This window comes from Micromonospora sp. NBRC 110009, from assembly GCF_030518795.1.
Lineage (GTDB): Bacteria > Actinomycetota > Actinomycetes > Mycobacteriales > Micromonosporaceae > Micromonospora.
Genome location: NZ_CP130427.1, coordinates 791,572 through 810,138 on the forward strand (window position 1 = coordinate 791,572; position 18,567 = coordinate 810,138).

Consider the following 18,567-nt stretch of genomic DNA (forward strand, 5'->3'; position numbering starts at 1 on the left):
CTGGCTGCCGGTTACCCGGATCCGGGCCGGTTGTGCCCGGCGTACCCGCCGCGCCCCACCGGCCGGGAAATCGGACGGTGGGGACGCGACGGCGCGATCACTCCGCGCTGGCGGTCGCCGGCTGCTCGTCGCCCTTCTTCGGCTCCTCGAGCAGCTCGCGCTCCCACTCGGCCAGCGGCTCGTCGGCGCCGACCTGGCCCGGCTCGGGCTTCTCGTCGGCGCCGCGGCCACGGCCGGAGCGGGCGATCAGACCGTCGGCGACGGCGGCGGCGACGACCTTGGTCAGCAGCTCGGCCGAGCGGATCGCGTCGTCGTTGCCCGGGATCGGGAAGTCGACCTCGTCCGGGTCGCAGTTGGTGTCGAGCACGGCGATCACCGGGATGCCCAGCTTGCGGGCCTCGTCGACGGCGATGTGCTCCTTCTTGGTGTCGACCACCCAGACCGCGGCCGGGAGCTTCTGCATGTCGCGCAGGCCACCCAGGGTCTTGGTCAGCTTCTCCTTCTCGCGGGAGAGCTGCAGGGTCTCCTTCTTGGTGTAACCGGCGGCGGTGCCGCTCAGGTCACCCAGCGCCTCCAGCTCCTTCATCCGCTGGAGCCGCTTGTACACGGTCTGGAAGTTGGTCAGCATGCCGCCGAGCCAGCGGTGGTTGACGTACGGCTGGCCGACCCGGGTCGCCTGCTCGGAGATTGCCTCCTGGGCCTGCTTCTTGGTGCCGACGAAGAGGATGCTGCCGCCCCCGGCCACGGTGGTGCGCACGAAGTCGTACGCCTTCTCGATGTAGTCGAGGGTCTGGCGCAGGTCGATGATGTAGATACCGTTGCGCTCGGTGAAGATGAAGCGCTTCATCTTCGGGTTCCAGCGCCGGGTCTGGTGCCCGAAGTGGACACCGCTCTCCAGCAGCTGGCGCATGGTCACGACGGCCATGGTGGATGCTCCTATTTTATCCCTGGTTGTCCCGTCCGGCCGGCGGCCGGACGCCTGGCGCCCGGTCGCCGGCCATGATGGGCCCGAACAGGGTCGGGACCAGGGAGGCCGTCGCCCCACGAGAGGTCCGTGGAGAGGGCGCGCGAGGTCGACCGCGCGAGGCGGTCGCCAGTCGACCAGTGTACGCCTCTTCTCCGCGCCCCGGTCCCGGGGTGCGGGAACGCCCACCGGGACCGATTCCGGACGGGCCAGCCGCCCCGCCGGGGCGGGGGTCGGATCAGCGGGCGCCGAGCGCGGCGGCGACGAAGAGCACCAACCCGACGGTCAGGTAGGCGGTCGGCGGCCGGAGCCAGCCGCGGCTGCCGTCGGCGAGCGCCAGCCCGCCGGTGCGCAGCCCGTACAGGCCGGCCCCGAAGATCGGCAGGCCGAGCACGAGGAACGTGCCCACCACCACGTGCGAGGTGGAGACCGGATTGCCGACCAGGCCGCGCAGCAGCACCCGCAGCGCGGGGATCTCCAGGACCAGCACCACCGCCGCCAGCAGCACGGCCAGCGCCGGCCGACGGGTGCGGTAGACCCCGTCCCCCGGCGCCGGCCCGTCCGGTCGCGGCGCCACCGACGGCATCGGGCCGGTCGGCATCTCCAGCGGGTGCGGCGCCGCGCCGCCCGCCTCGGCGAAGGGCGCGCCGGGCCGTTCCCCGACGGTCAGCGGCGTGTGCCCGACGTGGGCCGGCCGGTCCCCGACGCCGCCCGGCGCGGGGAGGGTCGGCTCGGCCGGGCGGATCGGCTCGACGATCGGGTAGCCACCCGGCGAGCCGGACCGCAGTGGGTCCCCGCCGTACTGGTCCCCGGCGTTCTCCCGCCCGGGCCGGCCGCTCCCGCGCTCGCCCGGCATCTCGCCGGAGATCTCCGCGGGGTCGTCCGCGCGGTGCGACCGCCGGTGGCCGTCGCCGTCGGCGCCCAGCGGGTCGGCGGCACCGAACCCGCCGGTGTCGCCGTACCGGCTCGCACCGCCGCGCTGCTCGGGAATTCGGAAGTCGTCGTCGCGGTAGCGCGGCTCGCCGGCCCGCCAGTCCGGCTCGCCGTATCCCTGGTCGCCCCAGGGTGGCCCCTGCTGATCCTCGGGAAAGCTCCGTCGTCCGTCCACGACCGGCACGGTATGCGACCGGATCCACCGGCGCCATCCGCACCCCGGGTGAGATCGCCGCTGGTCAATGGGGTCGGCGGTGTCGGCGAGGCGGCGCCGGCTCCCTAGCCCAACGGGTCCATGATCGTCGGGCCGTCCACAGGCGGGTCCGTCGTCCACGGTCGGGCGGTCGGCGGGCGGTGGCATCGGCCGCGAGAACGCAGCCTGAGCGGCATGACGAAGCGGAACCAGGCCGTCGGCGCGTACGGCGAGCGGTGCGCGGTCCGGCACCTGATCGAGACGGGGCTGCGCCCGCCCGCCGCGCCGACCACCTCCCCGCGGTGCCGTCGTACGTCTGCAAGGCCAGCAAGTGCGTCAGCCGCAACGCCGAAGAGCTGGACGGGTACGTCGGCGCGATCGTGGTCGAGCGGCTGTCCCGCCCGGACGTCGCCGAGCTGCTCACGGGCACGGGCCGGCCCGACTCCGGCGCGCTGCAGCTGGACGCCACGGCGCTGCGCGAGCGGCTCGACGGCCTGGCCGCCGCGTACGCCGACGGGGCGATCGACGTCCGGCAGCTGCGCGAGGGATCGGAGCGGCTGCGCGCCCGGCTCGCCGAGGTGGAGGACCAGCTGGCCACCGCCGACCGCGGCGACGCGCTGGCCGGGCTGATCGGGGTCGCCGACCCGGGCAAGGCGTGGGATGCGCTCGACCTGCACCGGCGCCGGGCGGTGGTCGACACGCTGATGACGGTGACGATCGACCGGACGCGGAAGGGCCGGCCACGCGGCTGGACGCCGGGCAGCCCGTACTTCGATCCGTCCACCGTGGGCATCGTGTGGAAGAGCTGAACCGGGCCCGCTGCGGTGAGATCCATAACGGACGCGTAAACGGTCTTCGCTGCTAAGCTCTTAGCATGACGTCGACGCAGGGGCCCGGGAGTGCCCGCTACTCATGCCCGACGTCGTGCTCTCAAAGCGCGGGCGATACGCCGCGCTGAAGCGCCGCCATGGCGCTGACCATCCCACCACCCAAGCCGCATCGCGCGAGCTGCGGGAAGCCACCCTCGCACGGCACATCACCCGCCTGGTCGACCAGGCCCCGCCGCTGACCGATGAGCAGCGCGCCCGCCTGGCCGGTCTCCTGCGCCCGGCTGGCGGCCAGGCGGGCGAGGCGGCGTGACCGTCATCGCCGTCCACGACCCGACCCGGCAGGCCGAGCAGATCGTCATCGGCGCCGCAATGATGACCGTCGAGCACGCCGACCAGCTGCTCGCCCTGGTCGCCGTCGACCAGCTGGGCACGCCCGCGCCGCCCGTCGGCAGGCGGATCGGCGTCGACCTGGCCCCGCCGGCGCGGGCACCCGAACGCGTCCGGGACCGGCTGGACGACGCGGCAACCCAGGTGCTGGAGGCACTCCCCCGGCGCAAGGCGCTCGCCCTGGACAGCGTCGCCGCCCGCGCCGGGGTGGACCTGCGCACCGCCATCCGGAAGCTGTCCATGCTGGAGGAACTGGCCCTGGTGGTCCGCCGCGACGACGGCTACGCCCTCGCCCCGTCCGGGAATCGCCGCGAAGCCGGTCCCGCGGAGGTCCGCGACTCGGACGGGAATGCTCGCCCGCAGCGGTGACCGTGCGGAGACCGGAGACGACGATGCCCGGTTCCCGGGCGCCAGGCGATGCCCGGCCCCCGCACGGCGCAGATCAGCCCGGCGAGGTGGGCCTGCCCGACCCACCGACCACACTCAGTCGCCCTCGAAGCGGATCTCCACGTCGAAGCTTTCCAGGCAGCGCCGGGCGAGCCGCACGAGGCGGCGGACCTGCTCAACCTCCGCGGGCGCCCGGGCCACCTCGGCCAGGCAGCGCAGCTCGGCGAGCAACTGCGGGGCCGACCCGGCGGTGACCACCAGCTCACCGAGGGGGTCGACGCGGTCCAGCAGCGGCGTACGTCCCCCGCCCCGCACCCGCTTGAGCAGGTCCAGCAGCACGTCGTCGGGATCCGCCACCGTCTCGGACGCGACGTACGACGGCCGGCGGCGGGCGGGTCCGGCCCGCACCAGCCGGTAGAGGACGGCATCCACACCCACTCCCGCTCCCCCTTTCGGGCATCGCTCCCCCCGGGACCGACACCCCTTCCGTCCGACTCGCGAATCACCCTTCCGTGCCGGCACCCATCGGTGCCCGGCCGTCCGGCACCGTCCCGACCGCCGACGCGGCACAGGAGGCACCAGAGTCGGTAACGTGCCGCATCGGGTCGTCGCCACGCCCGACGAGGCCGCCACCGTCCTTTTCGTAGGAACAGTTTCCCCTGTCCAGGTCGCGTTCAGCCACCCCCCGACGGCGCGCCGTCCGCGGCGACGCCCCGACCGGTATACGGGGCGGCGGTGCGGCGGCCGGCCCACCGCGTGACCGCGCCGTAGGCTGGGGCGGTGTCCGCCGAGGTGACCGCTCGCACCGGCTCCGGCCTGCCGCCGGGTGCCTCCGGCGCGGCGGCCCGCCGGCGCCCCGGGCCGGTCCCACCCGACCGGCGGGCCCGGTGAGCGCGGGCCGGCCCGGCACCCGGGCCGTCCACGAGGGGCTGCCCCCCGCGATGCGGGAGGCGGTGGACGACTTCGCCGACCACCTGGCCCGGGTCCGCAACCGCTCCGCGCACACCGTGCGGGCGTACGTCACCGACCTGGTCTCCCTGCTCGACCACGCGGTCCGCATGGGGTGCGCCGACCTGTCGGAGCTGGATCTGACCGTGCTGCGGAGCTGGCTGGCGAAGCAGCGGACGACGGGCATCGCCCGGACCTCGCTGGCCCGCCGGGCCGCGGCCGCGCGCACCTTCAGCGCATGGGCGCACCGCAACGGCCTGTTCGCCGCCGACGTGGCCGCCGCGCTGGCCAGTCCACGGGCCCACCGCGACCTGCCCACGGTGCTGCGCGCCGACCAGGCCGCCGCGCTCATGGAGAGTCCGCGCCGGGCCACCGGTCGGGCTGCGGGCGACGACCGGGTCGCCGATCCGGCCGGCGGTCACCAGGGGAGCGACGACGGCTCCCCGGGCGTCGCACACCACGGCGAGGCCGGCAGCTCGCCCGGCGAGGCGCGCGGCCGGGACGACGGCGTGCCACCTGACCGGGCGCGAGACAGCGCGGGCGACGAGGCGGTACTGCTGCGCGACCGGGTGCTGCTGGAACTGCTCTACGGCACCGGGGTACGGATAAGCGAGGCGTGCGGCCTGGACCTCGCCGACGTCGACCACTCCCGCCGGGTGGTGCGCGTGCTCGGCAAGGGCGGCCGGGAACGGGCCGTGCCGTACGGGGTGCCGGCGCAGCGCGCGCTGGACGAGTGGCTCGACCGGGGTCGGCCGGCCCTGGCCGGTCCGGCATCCGGTGCGGCCCTGCTGCTCGGGGCGCGGGGCGGGCGGCTCAATCCGACGACCGCGCGACGGATCGTCGCCGGGTACGCCGAAGCCGCCGGCCTGCCCCGTACCACGCCGCACGGGCTGCGGCACTCGGCCGCGACCCACCTGCTGGAGGGCGGCGCGGACCTGCGGGCCGTGCAGGAGCTGCTCGGCCACTCCTCGCTGGCCAGCACCCAGATCTACACACACGTCTCGGTGGAACGGCTGCGTGCGGCGTACCGGCAGGCGCACCCCCGGGCCTGACCGACCGGGACCCGGGAACCCCGAGTTGATGATCCACGGCGGGCTACGATCGGTTGATGACGGTCCCGCAGCCGCCCGAGCCGATTCCCGGGGCTCGGCTGCTCTTCTCCCTCGATCCGTCGGTCAGCCACCTCAACCACGGGTCGTTCGGCGCGGTCCCGATCGGCGTGCAGCGGGCCCAGCAGCGGCTGCGCGACGAGATGGAGTCGAACCCGCTCCGCTTCTTCACCCAGGGCCTCGTCGACCGGATCGCCCACACCCGGCGGCACCTGGCCGCCTTCCTGGGGGCCGACCCGGACGGCACCGCCCTGGTGGGCAACGCCACCACCGGCGCGGCGGTGGTGCTCCAGTCGCTCGGCCTACGCCCCGGCGACGAGGTGCTGACCACCGACCACGGCTACGGCGCGGTCGCCTTCTCGGTCGACCGGGAGTGCGGGCGGACCGGTGCGGTCCACCGCACCCTGCCGGTGCCGCTGACCGCCACCGACGAGGAGGTGGTCGAGATCGTCCGGGCCGGGCTGCGGCCCGGGCGGACCCGGCTGCTGATCGTCGACCAGATCACCTCGCCCACCGCGCGGCTCTTCCCGACGGCCGCGATCGTCGGGGTGGCCCGGGAGCACGGGGTGCCGGTGCTGGTCGACGCGGCGCACGCCCCGGGCATGCTGCCGATCACGGTGGCCTCGATCGGCGCCGACTTCTGGGTCGGCAACCTGCACAAGTGGGCGTACGCGCCGCGGGGCACCGCCGCGCTGGTGGTCGCCGAGCCGTGGCGCGAGCGGATCCAGCCGCTGGTGGTCTCCTGGGAGCAGGGCAGCGGCTTCCCCACCCGGGTGGAGTGGCAGGCGACGCTGGACTACACCGGCTGGCTGGCCGCCCCGGTGGGTCTGTTCACCCTGCGCAGCCTGGGCGTGGACCGGGTACGCGCGCACAACGCGGCGCTGGCCGCGTACGGGCAACGGATGGTCGGGGACGCGCTCGGGGTGGCGCCGGCCGACCTGCCGGAGCCCGGCGGGCCGACGGTCGCCATGCGCCTCGTCCCGCTGCCGCCGGGCGTCGCCACCACCATCGACGCGGCCCACGAACTGCGCGCCCGGATCGCCGAGAAGCTCAACGCCGAGGTGTCGGTGGCCGGCTGGAACGGCCAGGGCTGGCTACGCCTCTGCGGCCAGGTCTACAACACCCCGGAGGAGTACGACCGGCTGGCCGTCCGCCTCCCCACGCTGCTCGCCCGGGGCTGAACCGCCGGTCACCCGGCCCCGCCGCCGTCGACCGGCGCGGGGTCCGGATCCAGCGGGAGCAGCCGGACCGCGCCGAGGCCGAGCAGGGCGAGCGGGTCGAGGTACTCCTCGCCCCGGCGCAGCCCCCAGTGCAGGCAGGCCTCGGCGGGGCAGCCGGGGTGGCCGGCGAGCAGGACGCCGATCGGCGCGCCGGCGGCGACCGGGGCGCCGGCCGGCAGCCCGGGGCGTACCGGTTCGTAGGTGGTCCGCAGCCCGCCCGCGTGCCCGACGGTGACCACCGGACGCCCGGCGACCACCCCGGCGAACAGGACGGCGCCGGCGCCGGCGGCGCGGACCTCGGCACCGGGGGTGGCGGCCAGGTCGACTCCCCGGTGGCCGGGCAGCCACGGCTGCGGTGGCGGGTCGAACCGGCGTACCGGTCGGGGCGGGCCGGCGAGCGGCCAGCGGAACCGCGGGCCGTCCACGGCCACCGGGGCGGCGACCGGACGCACCGCCGCCCCGCCGGCTCGGGTGGGGCCGGGACCGCCGCCGCCCGAAGGGGCGGCCGGGCGACCGGACCGGCCGGGGCAGGGAGGACGAGCAGCAGTGTTCCGAGGGCCGTGGCCCTTCGCAGCAGGGTCCGCACGCCGGGCAGCCTGCCGCCGCGAGGGGCCCGGCCGCCACCGCCGCCACCAATCACTGTGGACGGCGGGCGCGCTGTGGACGGCCCCCCACTCCGGCGGCGGATCTGCTACCCGCCCGCCGCCTATGCTGGCCGCGTGACGAAGGACTGGTACGCCTGGCACGCGGACTACGACCAGCCGGACTCGGCGCTGTCGCGGCGGGTGGCCGAGGTGCGGCACCGGATTCGGGCGGCGTTGGACGCCGCCCCGGCCGGGCCGCTGCGGGTGATCAGCCTCTGCGCGGGCCAGGGGCACGACCTGATCCCGGTGCTCGCGGGTCATCCCCGGCGGGACGACGTGACCGCGCGGCTGGTCGAGCAGGACCCGCGCAACGCGGAGGTGGCCCGGCGGGCCGCCGCCGAGGCCGGCCTGCCCGGAGTGGAGGTGGTGGTCGGCGACGCGGCGCTCACCGACCGGTACGCCGACCTCGTCCCGGCGCACCTCGTGCTGGTCTGCGGCGTCTTCGGCAACATCGTCGACGCGGACATCCGGGCCACGGTCCGGCACTGCGCCGCGCTCTGCGCCACCGGTGGCACCGTCTGCTGGACCCGGCACCGCCGCGAGCCCGACCTGGTGCCCACCATCTGCGGCTGGTTCGCCGCGGAGGGCTTCGAGCCGGTGGCGGTGAGCAGTCCCGCCGCGGGGGTCGGGGTGGGCGTGCACCGCTTCACCGGGACGCCCCGCCCGCTGCAGACCGGCGCCACGATGTTCCAGTTCGTCGGCTACGACGACCTCACCCAGCACTGACCCGGCCCGAGGGAGCAGAGATGACCACTGTGGACGAGGTGAGCCACCCCTCCCGGCTGGCCGGGCCGGACGAGGCGATCAGCACCGAGGAGTTGCAGCTGGCGGCCCGCAACCACGGCATCCCGCTCGAGGCGCTCCGCTACGACGTGACCCCGGCCGGCCTGCACTACCTGCTCATCCACTACGACATCCCGGACGTCGACCCGGCGACCCTGCTGCTGACCGTCGACGGCGCGGTGCGGCGGCCGCTCCGCCTGGATCTGGCCGCGCTGCGGGAGCTGCCCCGGGTCACCGACCGGGTGACGCTGGAGTGCGCCGGCAACGGTCGGGCGCTGCTGCACCCCCGGCCGGTGAGCCAGCCGTGGCTGGTGGAGGCGGTGGGCAACGCCGAGTGGACGGGCACCCCGCTGGCGCCGCTGCTGCGCGAGGCCGGGCTGGCAACGGACGCCGTGGACGTGGTCTTCACCGGCGCCGACCACGGGGTGGAGCGCGGCGTCGAGCAGGACTACCAGCGGGCGCTGCCCGTCGCGGACGCGCTGCGCGAGGAGGTGCTGCTCGCCTACGAGATGAACGGCGCTCCCCTGCTGCCGCAGCACGGCGCGCCGCTGCGGCTGATCGTGCCCGGCTGGTACGGCATGGCGCACGTGAAGTGGCTGCGGAACATCACGGTGCTGACCGAGTCGTTCGACGGCTACCAGAACGCGGTGGCGTACCGGCTGCGGCAGGAGGCCGAGGATCCGGGGGTGCCGGTGACCCGGATCGAGCCGCGGGCCCGGGCCGGCCGCCGGGCTTCCCGGACTTCATGTCCCGAACCCGGGTGCTGCGGCCGGGTCCGTGCACGGTGGACGGTCGGGCCTGGTCCGGCCACGCGCCGGTGACGGCCGTGGAGGTCACCTTCGACGGCGGTACGACCTGGGTGCCGGCGACGCTCGACGAACCGACCGGGGGCGAGTGGGCATGGCGGCGCTGGCAGGTCGACTGGCAGCCGGCCCCGGGGCGCTACGCGTTGGGCGCGCGGGCGACCGACGCGTCCGGGCGCAGCCAGCCGGTCGAGCAGCCGTGGAACCGGGGTGGCTTCGCCAACAACCTGGTGCAGCGGGTCGAGGTGGTGGTGCTGGCGGAGTGATCCGCCGCCGGCTGGCGGGAACGGCGAGCCGTCCCGCCGGCCGGCCGGGTCAGCCGCCGAATCCGGAATCTGCGGGAAGCGAAATGTCGGGCTTTTCGAGCTCTTCCACGTTGACGTCCTTGAACGTCATGACCCGGACATTCTTGACGAATCGCGCAGGCCGGTACATGTCCCACACCCAGGCGTCGTGCATCTCGACCTCGAAGTAGACCTCACCATCCGAATTGCGGACGTGCAGGTCGACCTGGTTCGCCAGGTAGAAACGGCGCTCGGTCTCCACCACGTAGGAAAACTGGCGGACAATGTCGCGGTACTCCCGGTAGAGCTGCAGCTCCATCTCGGTCTCGTACTTCTCGAGATCTTCCGCGCTCATCGCATTCCGCCTTCCATGACCACATCTTCCCCCACCGGTGCCAGGGGTCGCGGCTGCTCGCCCAACGCCACGCCGACGGTACCCCCTGGCGCGTCCGAGCGCTCCATCGGCTCGTCCGGGCCACCGGCCACCGCTACGGCCGGGTCCGCGCCCGCGCGGCCGCCGACCACCGGCCGCCGGGCCCGGGGCGGTTGCCCGTCCCGCCCCGACACGGCGGCCACGTTCACGTACGAGAAGCGGTGCTCCCGGCACGGCCCGAGCTCCCGCAGCGCGGCGGTGTGCTCGGTGGTGATGTAGCCCTTGTGCTCGGCGAAGCCGTAGCCCGGGTACCGCTCGTCCAGCTCCACCATCATCCGGTCCCGGGTGACCTTGGCGAGCACGCTCGCCGCCGCCACGCAGGCGGCCACCCGGTCCCCCTTCCAGACCGCCAGGCCCGGCACGTCCAGCCCGTCGACGCCGAAGCCGTCGGTCAGCACGTACTCCGGGCGGGTGGCCAGCGAGGCGAGCGCCCGGCGCATGGCGGCCAGGTTGCACACGTGCAGCCCGCGGGCGTCGACCTCCTCGGCGGGGATGACCACCACCGCGTACGCCAGGGCGCGCGCCACCACCTCGTCGTAGATCCGCTCCCGGCTGGCCGGGGTGAGCAGCTTGGAGTCGGCCAACCCGTCGATCTCGCCGCGCCGCCCCTCCGGCAGCACCGCGGCGGCGGCGACGAGCGGGCCGGCGCAGGCCCCCCGGCCGGCCTCGTCGGCGCCCGCCACGTGCCGGAAGCCCCGCCGTTGCAGGGCCCGTTCCAGCGCGTAGAGCCCGCCCTCGCGGCGCACCACGGTGCGCGGTGGGGTCAGCACGCGACACCACCGTCCCGGGCCGGCACCCCGCCGGCGTCGAGCACCCGGGTCAGCACGGCGGGCAGGTCCTCCGGGTAGTAGCGCTCGGCGGTGGCGGTCAGCTCGTCGACCGGCCACCACCGGTGCCCGTGCATGGTCGCCCGCTCAAGCTCGTTGAAGCCCGCCGTGTCGACCTGCCAGTCCGGCACCCGGACCAGAAAGAACTCCTGCTCCTGCCGGTACCAGACCCCGTCGAACGGGAACTCGACCGTCTCGGACCAGACCGGGGCGCCCAGCTCGGCCGGCGCGAGCCGCAGCCCGGTCTCCTCGGCCAGCTCGCGGGCCGCGCCCTCGGCCGGGCTCTCCCCCGGGTCCAGGCCGCCGCCCGGTGTGAACCAGTAGCGGTGGCCCGGGCGGGCCGGATCACTGCCCTCGAAGAGCAGCACCCGGCCGCTGGCGTCGACGAGCAGCACGCGAGCCGCGCGGCGAGGGTGATAGGCGGTCACCGCCCAAGCCTGCCAGATGCCTCCGACGAACGGCCACGCGCTCCCGGTCAGGGGTTGGGGATCCCGTCGAACTGCTTCGGCACGGTGAGCCAGGTGGCCCGGCCGACCGGCCAGAAGATCGTGAAGGCCCGGCCGACCACCTGGTCCTCGGGGATGGTGGCCTCGTTGATGTCCTCGCCCGACTGCTGCCAGTGCTCCAGCGAGTCGCCGGAGGCCTCCCGGTGGTCACCCATCACCCAGAGCCGGCCGTCCGGCACGGTGATGTCGAAGTCCTGGTCCGCCGGCTTGTTGCCCGGATAGATGAACGGCTCGTCGATCGGCTTGCCGTTGATGATCAGCCGCTCCTGCGCGCCGCTGTGGTCGCAGCAGACCACATGGTCGCCACCGACGCCGATGACCCGCTTGATGAAGTCCTCGCCCTCCGGATTACCGCTCCACTCGGTGGGCGCCTTGAAGACGATCACCTCGCCGCGGTGCGGCGAGCGGAAGTCGTAGACCAGCTTGTTGACCAGCACCCGATCATCGATCTTGAGAGTGTTCTCCATGGACGGCGACGGGATGAAGAAGGTCTGCAGCACGAAGGCACGTACCAGCACTGCGACCAGGATCGCCACGCCCAGGAGAATGGGCAGCTCCTTCCAGAAGGAGCTGCGCGGCTTTTCGGTCTGCTCGTCAATCACGGGAGGAGCCTACGTCCCCGGGCGAGGCGCAGTCGCCCCGAACGCGCGAGAACGGAGAGCGCGGCCGACACCGGGATGAGCAGCACCACACCGCCCACCGGATCCGGGTCGACCGGTGCCGGCCGGAGCGGCGCCGCGGTGGGTTGCGGCAGGCCGGCGAAGGTCTGCGGGACCGGCAGCGTGGTCCACCGCTGGGACGGCCACACGATCATGAAGGCCCGGCCGATCACGTTGTCGATCGGCACCGGCCCCTGGCAGCGGGCGTCCTGCGAGACGAGCCGGTGGTCACCCATCACGAAGATCTGCCCCGGCGGTACGACCACCTCGTTGAACTGCCGGGAGCGGCACTCCTTCGGGTTCGGCGGCAGGTTGTCCGGCGAGTCCTCCGACACGTAGCCGCGCTCGTCCAGCGGCACGCCGTTGACCACGACCCGGCCGTTGTCGCAGCACCAGACCTTGTCCCCGGGTACGCCGATGACCCGCTTGATGAAGTCCTTCTCCCCCGGCCGGCTGACCCCGACCAGGTCGCCGAGGGTCTGGCCGAGCTTGCCGGCGAAGTTGGTCGGCGGTGCCGGGCTCTCCTGGGCGACCCATTTGTCGGTGCCCCGGAAGACCACCACCTCGCCGCGGACCGGGTCGCGGACGTCGTAGACCACCTTGTTGACCAGCACCCGGTCGCCGATGAGGAGGGTGTTCTCCATCGACCCCGACGGGATGAAGAAGGCCTGGAGCAGGAAGGTGCGGATCAGCACCGCCAGGCAGAACGCGACGACCAGGAGGAGGGGCAGTTCCTGCCAGAGGGGCATCTGCCGGCGGGTCCGCCGGGAGCGCCGGCGCCACGGGTCGACGGTGCCGTCCTCGTCAAGCATCTGCACCATGCCACTCTCCGGTCCGCGGAAACGACACTACCGCCCGGGAGTCTCGTCGGGAGACCCCACGGGCGGTAGTGGACCGCTGTGCCACCGCGTCGATCGACCGCGGTGCGTCGCCTCCTGCGCCCGTACGACCAGGGTAATGCGATCTGGTCGATACGACATCCGCGCAGGTCAGGCGTGGCGAGCGGGAATTCAGCTCGCCGGCTGCTTCTCGCGCAGCTCCTTGATCTTGGCCTTCTTGCCGCGGAGCTCGCGCAGGTAGTAGAGCTTGGCGCGGCGCACGTCACCGCGGGTCACGACCTCGATCCGGTCGATCGCCGGGCTGTTGAGCGGGTAGGTCCGCTCCACGCCGACGCCGAAGCTGACCTTGCGGACCGAGAAGGTCTCGCGCAGACCGTCACCCTGGCGGCGGATGACGACGCCCTGGAAGATCTGGACCCGGGACCGGTTGCCCTCGACCACTCGCGCGTGCACCTTGACGGTGTCACCGGCACGGAAGTCGGGGAGGTCAACGCGCTTCGACTGGGCGTCAAGGGCGTCCAGGATGTTCATCGCTGCGTCCTCGTGAGGCTCACGGCGCACCGTCAGTCGGTGCGCGAATGGGTGATTCTGACCCCCGGGTGGTCGCCGGCCGGAGCCGACCCCGGTCGAGGGTCCTCGCAGCCGCCCACGGCGTGGACGGATGCGGCAACCCCTCTACTTTGCCACATCCCCCGCCGGCAGCTGAAATCCACCCCGCTCCAACGCCGCCCGGTCCCGCTTGTCCAGGCTCTCCGGGGGCAGCGCGGCGAGCATGTCGGGGCGGCGGGCCGCCGTCCGCAGCAGCGACTCGTCGCGCCGCCAGCGGGCGATCTTCCCGTGGTCGCCGGACCGGAGCACCTCCGGCACCTCCTGCCCGCGCCAGTCCGCCGGCTTGGTGTACATCGGGGCTTCCAGCAGCCCGTGGGCGTGCGACTCCTCGTCCAGCGAGCCGGCGTTGCCGAGCACCCCGGGCAGCAGCCGGGTGACCGCCTCCAGGATCACCAGCACGGCCACCTCGCCGCCGAAGAGCACGTAGTCGCCGAGGGAGACCTCGGTCACCCGCATCCGGGTCGCCGCGTGGTCGAGCACCCGCTGGTCGATGCCCTCGTACCGGCCGCAGGCGAAGAGCAGGTGCGACTCGGCGGCCAGCTCGTGCGCCATGGCCTGGGTGAACCGGACGCCGACCGGCGACGGGACGAGCAGCCGGGGCAGGGTGTGCCCGTCCGGGCTGAGCTCGTCGGGGGCCAGGGCGTCCAGGGCCTCGCCCCACGGCTCCGGCCGCATCACCATGCCCGGACCGCCGCCGTAGGGGGTGTCGTCGACCGTGCGGTGCACGTCGTGGGTCCAGGTCCGCAGATCATGTACGGCCAGCCGCAGCGTGCCGTTCGCGCGGGCCTTGCCGATCAGCGACAGGTCCAGCGGGGCGAAGTACTCGGGGAAGATCGACACGATGTCGACGCGCATTCCGGTCGCTCCAGCTAGAGGTCGAGCAGGCCGCCGGGCGGGTCGACGACGACGCGACCGCCGGCGAGATCCACCTCGGGCACGATCGCCTTGACGAACGGGATCAGCGCGGTCCGCCCCTCGGGGCGCCGCAGCACGAGCAGGTCGGAGGCGGGGGCGTGGTCGATCCGGGCCACCTCGCCGAGCCGCTCGCCGGTCGGGGTGACCACGGCGAGGCCGACCAGCTGGTGGTCGTGGAACTCCTCCGGGTCCGCCGGGGGCGCGACATCGGCGCTGTCCACGCCGACCAGGGTGCCACGCAGCGCCTCGGCGACATCGCGGTCCAGCGCGCCCTCGAAGGCGACCAGCAGCCGCCCCTGGTGCCAGCGGACGGACTCGACCGTCAGCTCCGCGGGCACCCGCCAGGCGCCGGGCTCGGACGGAACCGCCCCGGGCTCGGTGCGCAGCACCGACCCCGGGGCGAACCGTGCTTCGGGCTCATCGGTCCGCACCTCCACGGTGACCTCACCGCGGATCCCGTGCGGCTTGCCGATCCTGCCGACGATGAGAAGCATCAGTACGAGTCGACGATGTCGACGCGCACCCCGCGCCCACCGATGGAGCCGACCACCTGGCGCAGCGCCTTGGCGGTCCGGCCGGACCGCCCGATCACCGTGCCGAGGTCCTCCGGGTGCACGCGGACCTCGAGCCGCTTACCCCGACGGGAATCGACCATCCGCACCCGGACGTCGTCCGGGTGGTCGACGATCCCCTTGACCAGGTGCTCCAGGGCGGGACGCAGCGCCATGTCAGGCCTGCTCGCCGGACTCGGCACCGGTCTGCTCCTCGGCCTGCGCCGGCGCCTCGGCGGCCGGGGCCTGCGCCTTGGCGGCCTTCTTGGCCGGCGCCGGGGTCTCGGCCAGGCCGGCGGCGGCCTTCGCCTCGGCCTCGTACGCCGCCTGGCGGTCGGCCCGCTCCGGGGCGACCTTCAGCGGCGGCGGGGCCGGCAGGCCCTTGAACTTCTGCCAGTCACCGGTCAGCTCCAGCAGACGCTGGACCGCCTCGCTCGGCTGCGCGCCGACGGACAGCCAGTACTGGACCCGCTCCGACTTGACCTCGATCACCGAAGGGTCCTCCTTCGGCTGGTACACACCGACGAACTCGATCGCGCGACCGTCACGCTTGGTACGCGAGTCGGCGACGACGATGCGGTACTGCGGGTTGCGGATCTTGCCCATCCGCAGGAGCCGGATCTTTACGGCCACAGTTGTTTCGCTCCTGTTGCGATCTCACCAGCCCGGAAGGGCGGTGTGCGGGTGAGCGCCGACCGGCACAGTGGGGTTGGGCCGGAGACTGCTCGGTTAACTGGCGACGCGCCCGGGTTAGAGGGCGCCGGACGCGCGCCGGATACCAGCGACCCATTCTGCCAGATCCGGTCCCGATCCTTCACACCGGACCCGGATCGGGAACTCCGAAATCCACCACCCGGTGACGAACGACACCCGCTCAGCGGACCGGCGGCCGGTCCCAGCCGGGCGGCAGTTTGTCTGGTACGTCCCAGTCGGTCGGCGGGGTGAAGTCGCACCAGGTGCCGTCGAAGGGGAACTCCCCCGCCTCCGCGAGCCGGATCACCCGCTCGCCCTCGGCCCGGACCGCCTTCTCGTCGGTCACCCAGTAGTGCTCCGGGAAGGCGAGGCGCTCGACGAACTCGTCCTCGTCCTTCCACTCCCAGCTCAGGTCCGGACGCACGACCACGTCGAGGTCCTGGTCCACCATGTCGACCCCGGCCACCGCGCCGTCGTCCCACCGGACACCCGGCTCCTCCAGGTTGACGTACCAGTTCTGGAACCGGCCCCGGGCGTCCCGGAACCACCAGACCGAGTGGGCGGCGCCGGTGGGCAGGAACTTCAGCACCGGCGGCCCGTTCCAGCGGCCCTGGGCCAGCCGATAGGACGAGGTGATCCACTCGGCGAAGGGGACCGCCCGCATGCCCAGCCCGGCCTCGGTCACCTCGTGGGCCACCGGCGTGTCGCGGGCGACCCAGAGCAGCAGCCCCCGCTCGTCGTCGACCACCACGCGGGCCGGCCGGACCCAGCCGATCCGGCCGTGCCGCACGTTGCGGTGCATGATCAGCCGGCCCGGTTCGAAGCGCACGTCACCACCTAGGGCTGTTAGCAGGGGGCCCCTCCACTACCGGAGGCGTTAAGAAGGGGCCCTTCCTTGCACCTCAGTAGGCGCGGGCCAGGATGGCGACCAGGTCCGACTCGTCCTCCGAGTCCGGCACCGAGCCGTCGGCGCGGAGCAGGCAGCGAACGGTGACGCCCTGGGCGTTCGCCTCGGCCTCGCCCTGGACGCCGACCGCCGACCACGGCACCCGGGCCCAGCCGGTGGCCGTGGCCTCGATCGCCTCGGCGAGGGTCGAGACCTCGGTGGTGCGGGACTCGCGGTGGGCCAGGGCCTGGTCGTGCAGCGCCTGCTGGTCCGCGTCCAGCGCGGCGAGGACCGCGCCGACCACGTCGGCCACCGGGGTGGCCGCCTTCGAGCCGTCCGTACGCCGGACCACCACCGCGTTGCCGGCGGCCAGGTCCCGGGGGCCGACCTCGACGCGGACCGGGTAGCCGCGCAGCTCCGCGTCGACGGCGCGGCGGCCGAACGCGGTGTCGGTCCGGTCGTCCAGCGCGACCCGGAGGCCGGCGTCGCGCAGCGCGTCGCGGAGCTTGGCCGCCGCCTCGCCGACGCCCTCGCCGTCCTTGACGATCATCACGTACGCCTGGACCGGCGCCAGCTTCGGCGGCACCCGCAGGCCGTTGTCGTCGCCGTGGCACATGATCAGACCACCGAGCATCCGGGTCGAGGTGCCCCAGGAGGTGGTCCAGGCGTGCTCCCGGCCGCCCTCGGCGGAGGAGAAGCTGATGTCGAACGCCTTGGCGAAGTTCTGGCCCAGCTCGTGGCTGGTGCCCATCTGCAGCGCCTTGCCGTCGCCCATCATGCCTTCGCAGGTGTAGGTGGCGGTCGCGCCGGCGAAGCGCTCGCGGGCGGTCTTCAGGCCGACCACCACCGGGATGCCGAGCACGTTGACCATCAGGTCCTCGTACGCCTCGTGCAGGATCCGCCGGGCGTAGGCGCGGGCGTCCTCCCGGGTGGCGTGCGCGGTGTGCCCCTCCTGCCAGAGGAACTCGCTGGTGCGCAGGAAGATCCGGGGGCGCAGCTCCCAGCGGACCACGTTCGCCCACTGGTTGAGCAGCAGCGGCAGGTCGCGGTAGGAGTCGATCCACTTGGCCATGAACTCGCCGATCACCGTCTCGCTGGTGGGGCGGACCACCACCGGCTCGGCGAGCTGCTTGCCACCACCGTGGGTGACCACGGCCAGCTCCGGCGAGAAGCCCTCGACGTGCTCGGCCTCGCGCTTGAGGTAGCTCTCCGGGATGAAGAGCGGGAAGTACGCGTTCTCCGCGCCGGCCGCCTTGATCCGGGCGTCCATCTCGGCCTGCATCCGCTCCCAGATGGCGTAGCCGGCCGGTCGGATGACCATGGTGCCCCGCACCGGGCCGTTGTCGGCCAGCTTCGCCTTGGCGATCAGGTCCTGGTACCAGCGGGGAAAGTCCTCCGCACGGGGAGTGAGCACGCGTGCCATGACCGCACATCCTATGCGCCGCCCGCGCCCCCGCTGCGCTCGGGCGTCGCCCCACGCCGTGTCGGGCCGGCCGACCGTAGACTTCGACCACCATGGGTGAATTCTCGGACGACGGCTCCCGGTCGCCCCGCGGCGTCGGACCCGCCGAGCCGGAGTCGAAGCGGCGACTCCGGGACGCGATCGTGGACGCGGCCCGCGCGCAGGCCGTCGCCGCCGGCTGGGACGGCGTCCGGATGGGCGGGGTGGCGACCGCGGCCGGGGTGAGCCGGCAGACCGTCTACAACGAGTTCAGCAGCAAGGCCGGGCTGGCCGAGGCGCTGGCCCGCCGCGAGGTGGACCGGTTCGTCGCCGAGGTGCGGTCGGCGCTCGACGCGCACGGCGCCGACGTGCGGGCCGGGGCGTACGCGGCGATCCGGCACACGCTGGCCTCGGCGGCGGACAACCCGCTGATCAAGGCGATCCTGACCAGCGCCCGGGGCGGCTCGGACGAACTGCTGCCCTACCTCACCACCCGGGCCGGGCTGGTGCTCGCCGAGTCCACGGCCGCGCTGCTCGACTGGGCCAACCGGCACCTGCCCGAGGCCGACCCGGCCGCCCTGGCCTTCGCCGCCGACACCATCGTCCGCCTGGTGGTCAGCCACATCGTGCTCCCCCAGGCCCCCGTCGACCACACGGCTACCCAACTCGCCGACCTCGCCGTCCACCTCTTCCACACCGCCACCACCCCACCGACGAGTTGAC

At 73.9% G+C, this 18,567-nt stretch carries 24 protein-coding genes and 2 pseudogenes; 10 read left to right on the forward strand and 16 right to left on the reverse strand.

Features of this window, described 5'->3' with window-relative positions:
* Positions 1-97 precede the first annotated feature (97 nt).
* Positions 98-925, reverse strand: a complete 828-nt coding sequence (gene rpsB / locus Q2K19_RS03645; RefSeq protein ID WP_302767686.1) for a 30S ribosomal protein S2 — start codon at positions 923-925, stop codon at positions 98-100.
* 277 nt (positions 926-1,202) lie between these two features.
* Complete coding sequence (locus Q2K19_RS03650; protein ID WP_446839696.1) at positions 1,203-2,081, reverse strand: hypothetical protein; 879 nt, start codon at positions 2,079-2,081, stop codon at positions 1,203-1,205.
* 204 nt (positions 2,082-2,285) lie between these two features.
* Here Q2K19_RS03650 and Q2K19_RS03655 point away from each other — a divergent pair.
* From Q2K19_RS03655 to Q2K19_RS03670, 4 genes and pseudogenes are all read left to right on the forward strand, one after another.
* Positions 2,286-2,372: pseudogene (locus Q2K19_RS03655) on the forward strand (YraN family protein); the annotation flags it as partial.
* A gap of 20 nt (positions 2,373-2,392) precedes the next feature.
* The gene (locus Q2K19_RS03660; RefSeq protein ID WP_302772926.1) at positions 2,393-2,899 is read left to right on the forward strand and encodes a hypothetical protein; all 507 of its coding nucleotides are present in this window, start codon (positions 2,393-2,395) and stop codon (positions 2,897-2,899) included.
* Positions 2,900-3,002: 103 nt separating this feature from the next.
* The gene (locus Q2K19_RS03665) at positions 3,003-3,230 is read left to right on the forward strand and encodes a globin family protein (RefSeq protein WP_302767692.1); all 228 of its coding nucleotides are present in this window, start codon (positions 3,003-3,005) and stop codon (positions 3,228-3,230) included.
* Complete coding sequence (locus Q2K19_RS03670; protein ID WP_446839695.1) at positions 3,227-3,676, forward strand: hypothetical protein; 450 nt, start codon at positions 3,227-3,229, stop codon at positions 3,674-3,676. Before Q2K19_RS03665 ends, Q2K19_RS03670 begins: the two co-directional genes overlap by 4 nt.
* 114 nt (positions 3,677-3,790) lie before the next feature.
* Here the strand turns inward: Q2K19_RS03670 and Q2K19_RS03675 are convergent, their stop codons facing one another.
* A complete protein-coding gene (locus Q2K19_RS03675; protein ID WP_302767695.1) occupies positions 3,791-4,132 on the reverse strand; it encodes a hypothetical protein in 342 nt (113 codons plus the stop codon).
* A 503-nt stretch (positions 4,133-4,635) separates the two neighbouring features.
* On the opposite strand from Q2K19_RS03675, the gene Q2K19_RS03680 reads away from it, so the two are divergent.
* Positions 4,636-5,694 (forward strand): tyrosine recombinase XerC, encoded by a 1,059-nt coding sequence (locus Q2K19_RS03680; RefSeq protein ID WP_302772255.1) that lies wholly within the window; start codon positions 4,636-4,638, stop codon positions 5,692-5,694.
* 56 nt (positions 5,695-5,750) lie between these two features.
* Positions 5,751-6,932: an aminotransferase class V-fold PLP-dependent enzyme gene (locus Q2K19_RS03685; RefSeq protein WP_302767698.1), complete on the forward strand. Its 1,182-nt coding sequence runs from the start codon at positions 5,751-5,753 to the stop codon at positions 6,930-6,932.
* A gap of 8 nt (positions 6,933-6,940) precedes the next feature.
* On the opposite strand, the pseudogene Q2K19_RS03690 reads toward Q2K19_RS03685, so the two are convergent.
* A pseudogene (locus Q2K19_RS03690) lies at positions 6,941-7,557 on the reverse strand (murein hydrolase activator EnvC family protein).
* 133 nt (positions 7,558-7,690) lie between these two features.
* On the opposite strand from Q2K19_RS03690, the gene Q2K19_RS03695 reads away from it, so the two are divergent.
* Genes Q2K19_RS03695 through Q2K19_RS03705 form a run of 3 tightly spaced genes read left to right on the forward strand, consistent with a single transcriptional unit; the run spans position 7,691 to position 9,467 of the window.
* Positions 7,691-8,341: a class I SAM-dependent methyltransferase gene (locus Q2K19_RS03695; protein ID WP_302767701.1), complete on the forward strand. Its 651-nt coding sequence runs from the start codon at positions 7,691-7,693 to the stop codon at positions 8,339-8,341.
* Between the two features lie 20 nt (positions 8,342-8,361).
* On the forward strand, positions 8,362-9,219 hold the full coding sequence (locus Q2K19_RS03700) for a molybdopterin-dependent oxidoreductase (protein ID WP_302767703.1): 858 nt from the start codon (positions 8,362-8,364) through the stop codon (positions 9,217-9,219).
* Positions 9,220-9,224: 5 nt separating this feature from the next.
* Complete coding sequence (locus Q2K19_RS03705; protein ID WP_302767705.1) at positions 9,225-9,467, forward strand: molybdopterin-binding protein; 243 nt, start codon at positions 9,225-9,227, stop codon at positions 9,465-9,467.
* A 49-nt stretch (positions 9,468-9,516) separates the two neighbouring features.
* Here the strand turns inward: Q2K19_RS03705 and Q2K19_RS03710 are convergent, their stop codons facing one another.
* The 12 genes from Q2K19_RS03710 to proS form a co-directional block, all read right to left on the reverse strand.
* A complete protein-coding gene (locus tag Q2K19_RS03710) occupies positions 9,517-9,840 on the reverse strand; it encodes a DUF2469 domain-containing protein (RefSeq protein ID WP_007075222.1) in 324 nt (107 codons plus the stop codon).
* Positions 9,837-10,688 carry a ribonuclease HII gene (locus Q2K19_RS03715; RefSeq protein WP_302767722.1) on the reverse strand — a complete coding sequence of 284 codons (852 nt, stop codon included), beginning with the start codon at positions 10,686-10,688 and terminating at the stop codon, positions 9,837-9,839. The genes Q2K19_RS03710 and Q2K19_RS03715 overlap by 4 nt, the downstream gene beginning before the upstream one ends.
* Positions 10,682-11,173, reverse strand: a complete 492-nt coding sequence (locus Q2K19_RS03720) for an NUDIX hydrolase (protein ID WP_302767723.1) — start codon at positions 11,171-11,173, stop codon at positions 10,682-10,684. The genes Q2K19_RS03715 and Q2K19_RS03720 overlap by 7 nt, the downstream gene beginning before the upstream one ends.
* Positions 11,174-11,220: 47 nt before the next feature.
* Complete coding sequence (gene lepB / locus Q2K19_RS03725) at positions 11,221-11,853, reverse strand: signal peptidase I (protein WP_302767724.1); 633 nt, start codon at positions 11,851-11,853, stop codon at positions 11,221-11,223.
* The gene (gene lepB / locus Q2K19_RS03730; protein WP_302767725.1) at positions 11,850-12,731 is read right to left on the reverse strand and encodes a signal peptidase I; all 882 of its coding nucleotides are present in this window, start codon (positions 12,729-12,731) and stop codon (positions 11,850-11,852) included. Before lepB (Q2K19_RS03730) ends, lepB (Q2K19_RS03725) begins: the two co-directional genes overlap by 4 nt.
* A 189-nt stretch (positions 12,732-12,920) precedes the next feature.
* Positions 12,921-13,280 (reverse strand): 50S ribosomal protein L19, encoded by a 360-nt coding sequence (gene rplS, locus Q2K19_RS03735; RefSeq protein WP_132265126.1) that lies wholly within the window; start codon positions 13,278-13,280, stop codon positions 12,921-12,923.
* A 144-nt stretch (positions 13,281-13,424) separates the two neighbouring features.
* Entirely contained in the window at positions 13,425-14,213 is a 789-nt protein-coding gene (gene trmD, locus Q2K19_RS03740; protein WP_302767726.1) for a tRNA (guanosine(37)-N1)-methyltransferase TrmD, read from the reverse strand.
* Between the two features lie 14 nt (positions 14,214-14,227).
* Positions 14,228-14,767 carry a ribosome maturation factor RimM gene (rimM, locus tag Q2K19_RS03745; RefSeq protein ID WP_302767727.1) on the reverse strand — a complete coding sequence of 180 codons (540 nt, stop codon included), beginning with the start codon at positions 14,765-14,767 and terminating at the stop codon, positions 14,228-14,230.
* Positions 14,767-15,027 carry an RNA-binding protein gene (locus Q2K19_RS03750; protein WP_302767728.1) on the reverse strand — a complete coding sequence of 87 codons (261 nt, stop codon included), beginning with the start codon at positions 15,025-15,027 and terminating at the stop codon, positions 14,767-14,769. Before Q2K19_RS03750 ends, rimM begins: the two co-directional genes overlap by 1 nt.
* The gene (rpsP, locus tag Q2K19_RS03755) at positions 15,002-15,457 is read right to left on the reverse strand and encodes a 30S ribosomal protein S16 (protein WP_302767730.1); all 456 of its coding nucleotides are present in this window, start codon (positions 15,455-15,457) and stop codon (positions 15,002-15,004) included. The genes Q2K19_RS03750 and rpsP overlap by 26 nt, the downstream gene beginning before the upstream one ends.
* A 241-nt stretch (positions 15,458-15,698) precedes the next feature.
* A complete protein-coding gene (locus tag Q2K19_RS03760; protein WP_302767732.1) occupies positions 15,699-16,346 on the reverse strand; it encodes a DUF402 domain-containing protein in 648 nt (215 codons plus the stop codon).
* A 73-nt stretch (positions 16,347-16,419) separates the two neighbouring features.
* Positions 16,420-17,826, reverse strand: a complete 1,407-nt coding sequence (gene proS / locus Q2K19_RS03765; protein ID WP_302767733.1) for a proline--tRNA ligase — start codon at positions 17,824-17,826, stop codon at positions 16,420-16,422.
* Between the two features lie 92 nt (positions 17,827-17,918).
* Between proS and Q2K19_RS03770 the strand changes: the two genes are divergently transcribed.
* Positions 17,919-18,566 (forward strand): TetR/AcrR family transcriptional regulator, encoded by a 648-nt coding sequence (locus tag Q2K19_RS03770; protein WP_302767735.1) that lies wholly within the window; start codon positions 17,919-17,921, stop codon positions 18,564-18,566.
* Position 18,567 lies beyond the last annotated feature (1 nt).

Bases quoted from the DNA above. Each gene is read 5' to 3' on its own strand.
- rpsB (WP_302767686.1), bottom strand. From the start codon at position 925: ATGGCCGTCGTGACCATGCGCCAGCTGCTGGAGAGCGGTGTCCACTTC.
- Q2K19_RS03665 (WP_302767692.1), top strand. From the start codon at position 3,003: ATGCCCGACGTCGTGCTCTCAAAGCGCGGGCGATACGCCGCGCTGAAG.
- Q2K19_RS03680 (WP_302772255.1), top strand. From the start codon at position 4,636: ATGCGGGAGGCGGTGGACGACTTCGCCGACCACCTGGCCCGGGTCCGC.
- Q2K19_RS03685 (WP_302767698.1), top strand. From the start codon at position 5,751: ATGACGGTCCCGCAGCCGCCCGAGCCGATTCCCGGGGCTCGGCTGCTC.
- Q2K19_RS03700 (WP_302767703.1), top strand. From the start codon at position 8,362: ATGACCACTGTGGACGAGGTGAGCCACCCCTCCCGGCTGGCCGGGCCG.
- Q2K19_RS03710 (WP_007075222.1), bottom strand. From the start codon at position 9,840: ATGAGCGCGGAAGATCTCGAGAAGTACGAGACCGAGATGGAGCTGCAG.
- lepB (WP_302767725.1), bottom strand. From the start codon at position 12,731: ATGGTGCAGATGCTTGACGAGGACGGCACCGTCGACCCGTGGCGCCGG.
- rplS (WP_132265126.1), bottom strand. From the start codon at position 13,280: ATGAACATCCTGGACGCCCTTGACGCCCAGTCGAAGCGCGTTGACCTC.
- trmD (WP_302767726.1), bottom strand. From the start codon at position 14,213: ATGCGCGTCGACATCGTGTCGATCTTCCCCGAGTACTTCGCCCCGCTG.
- rimM (WP_302767727.1), bottom strand. From the start codon at position 14,767: ATGCTTCTCATCGTCGGCAGGATCGGCAAGCCGCACGGGATCCGCGGT.
- proS (WP_302767733.1), bottom strand. From the start codon at position 17,826: ATGGCACGCGTGCTCACTCCCCGTGCGGAGGACTTTCCCCGCTGGTAC.
- Q2K19_RS03770 (WP_302767735.1), top strand. From the start codon at position 17,919: ATGGGTGAATTCTCGGACGACGGCTCCCGGTCGCCCCGCGGCGTCGGA.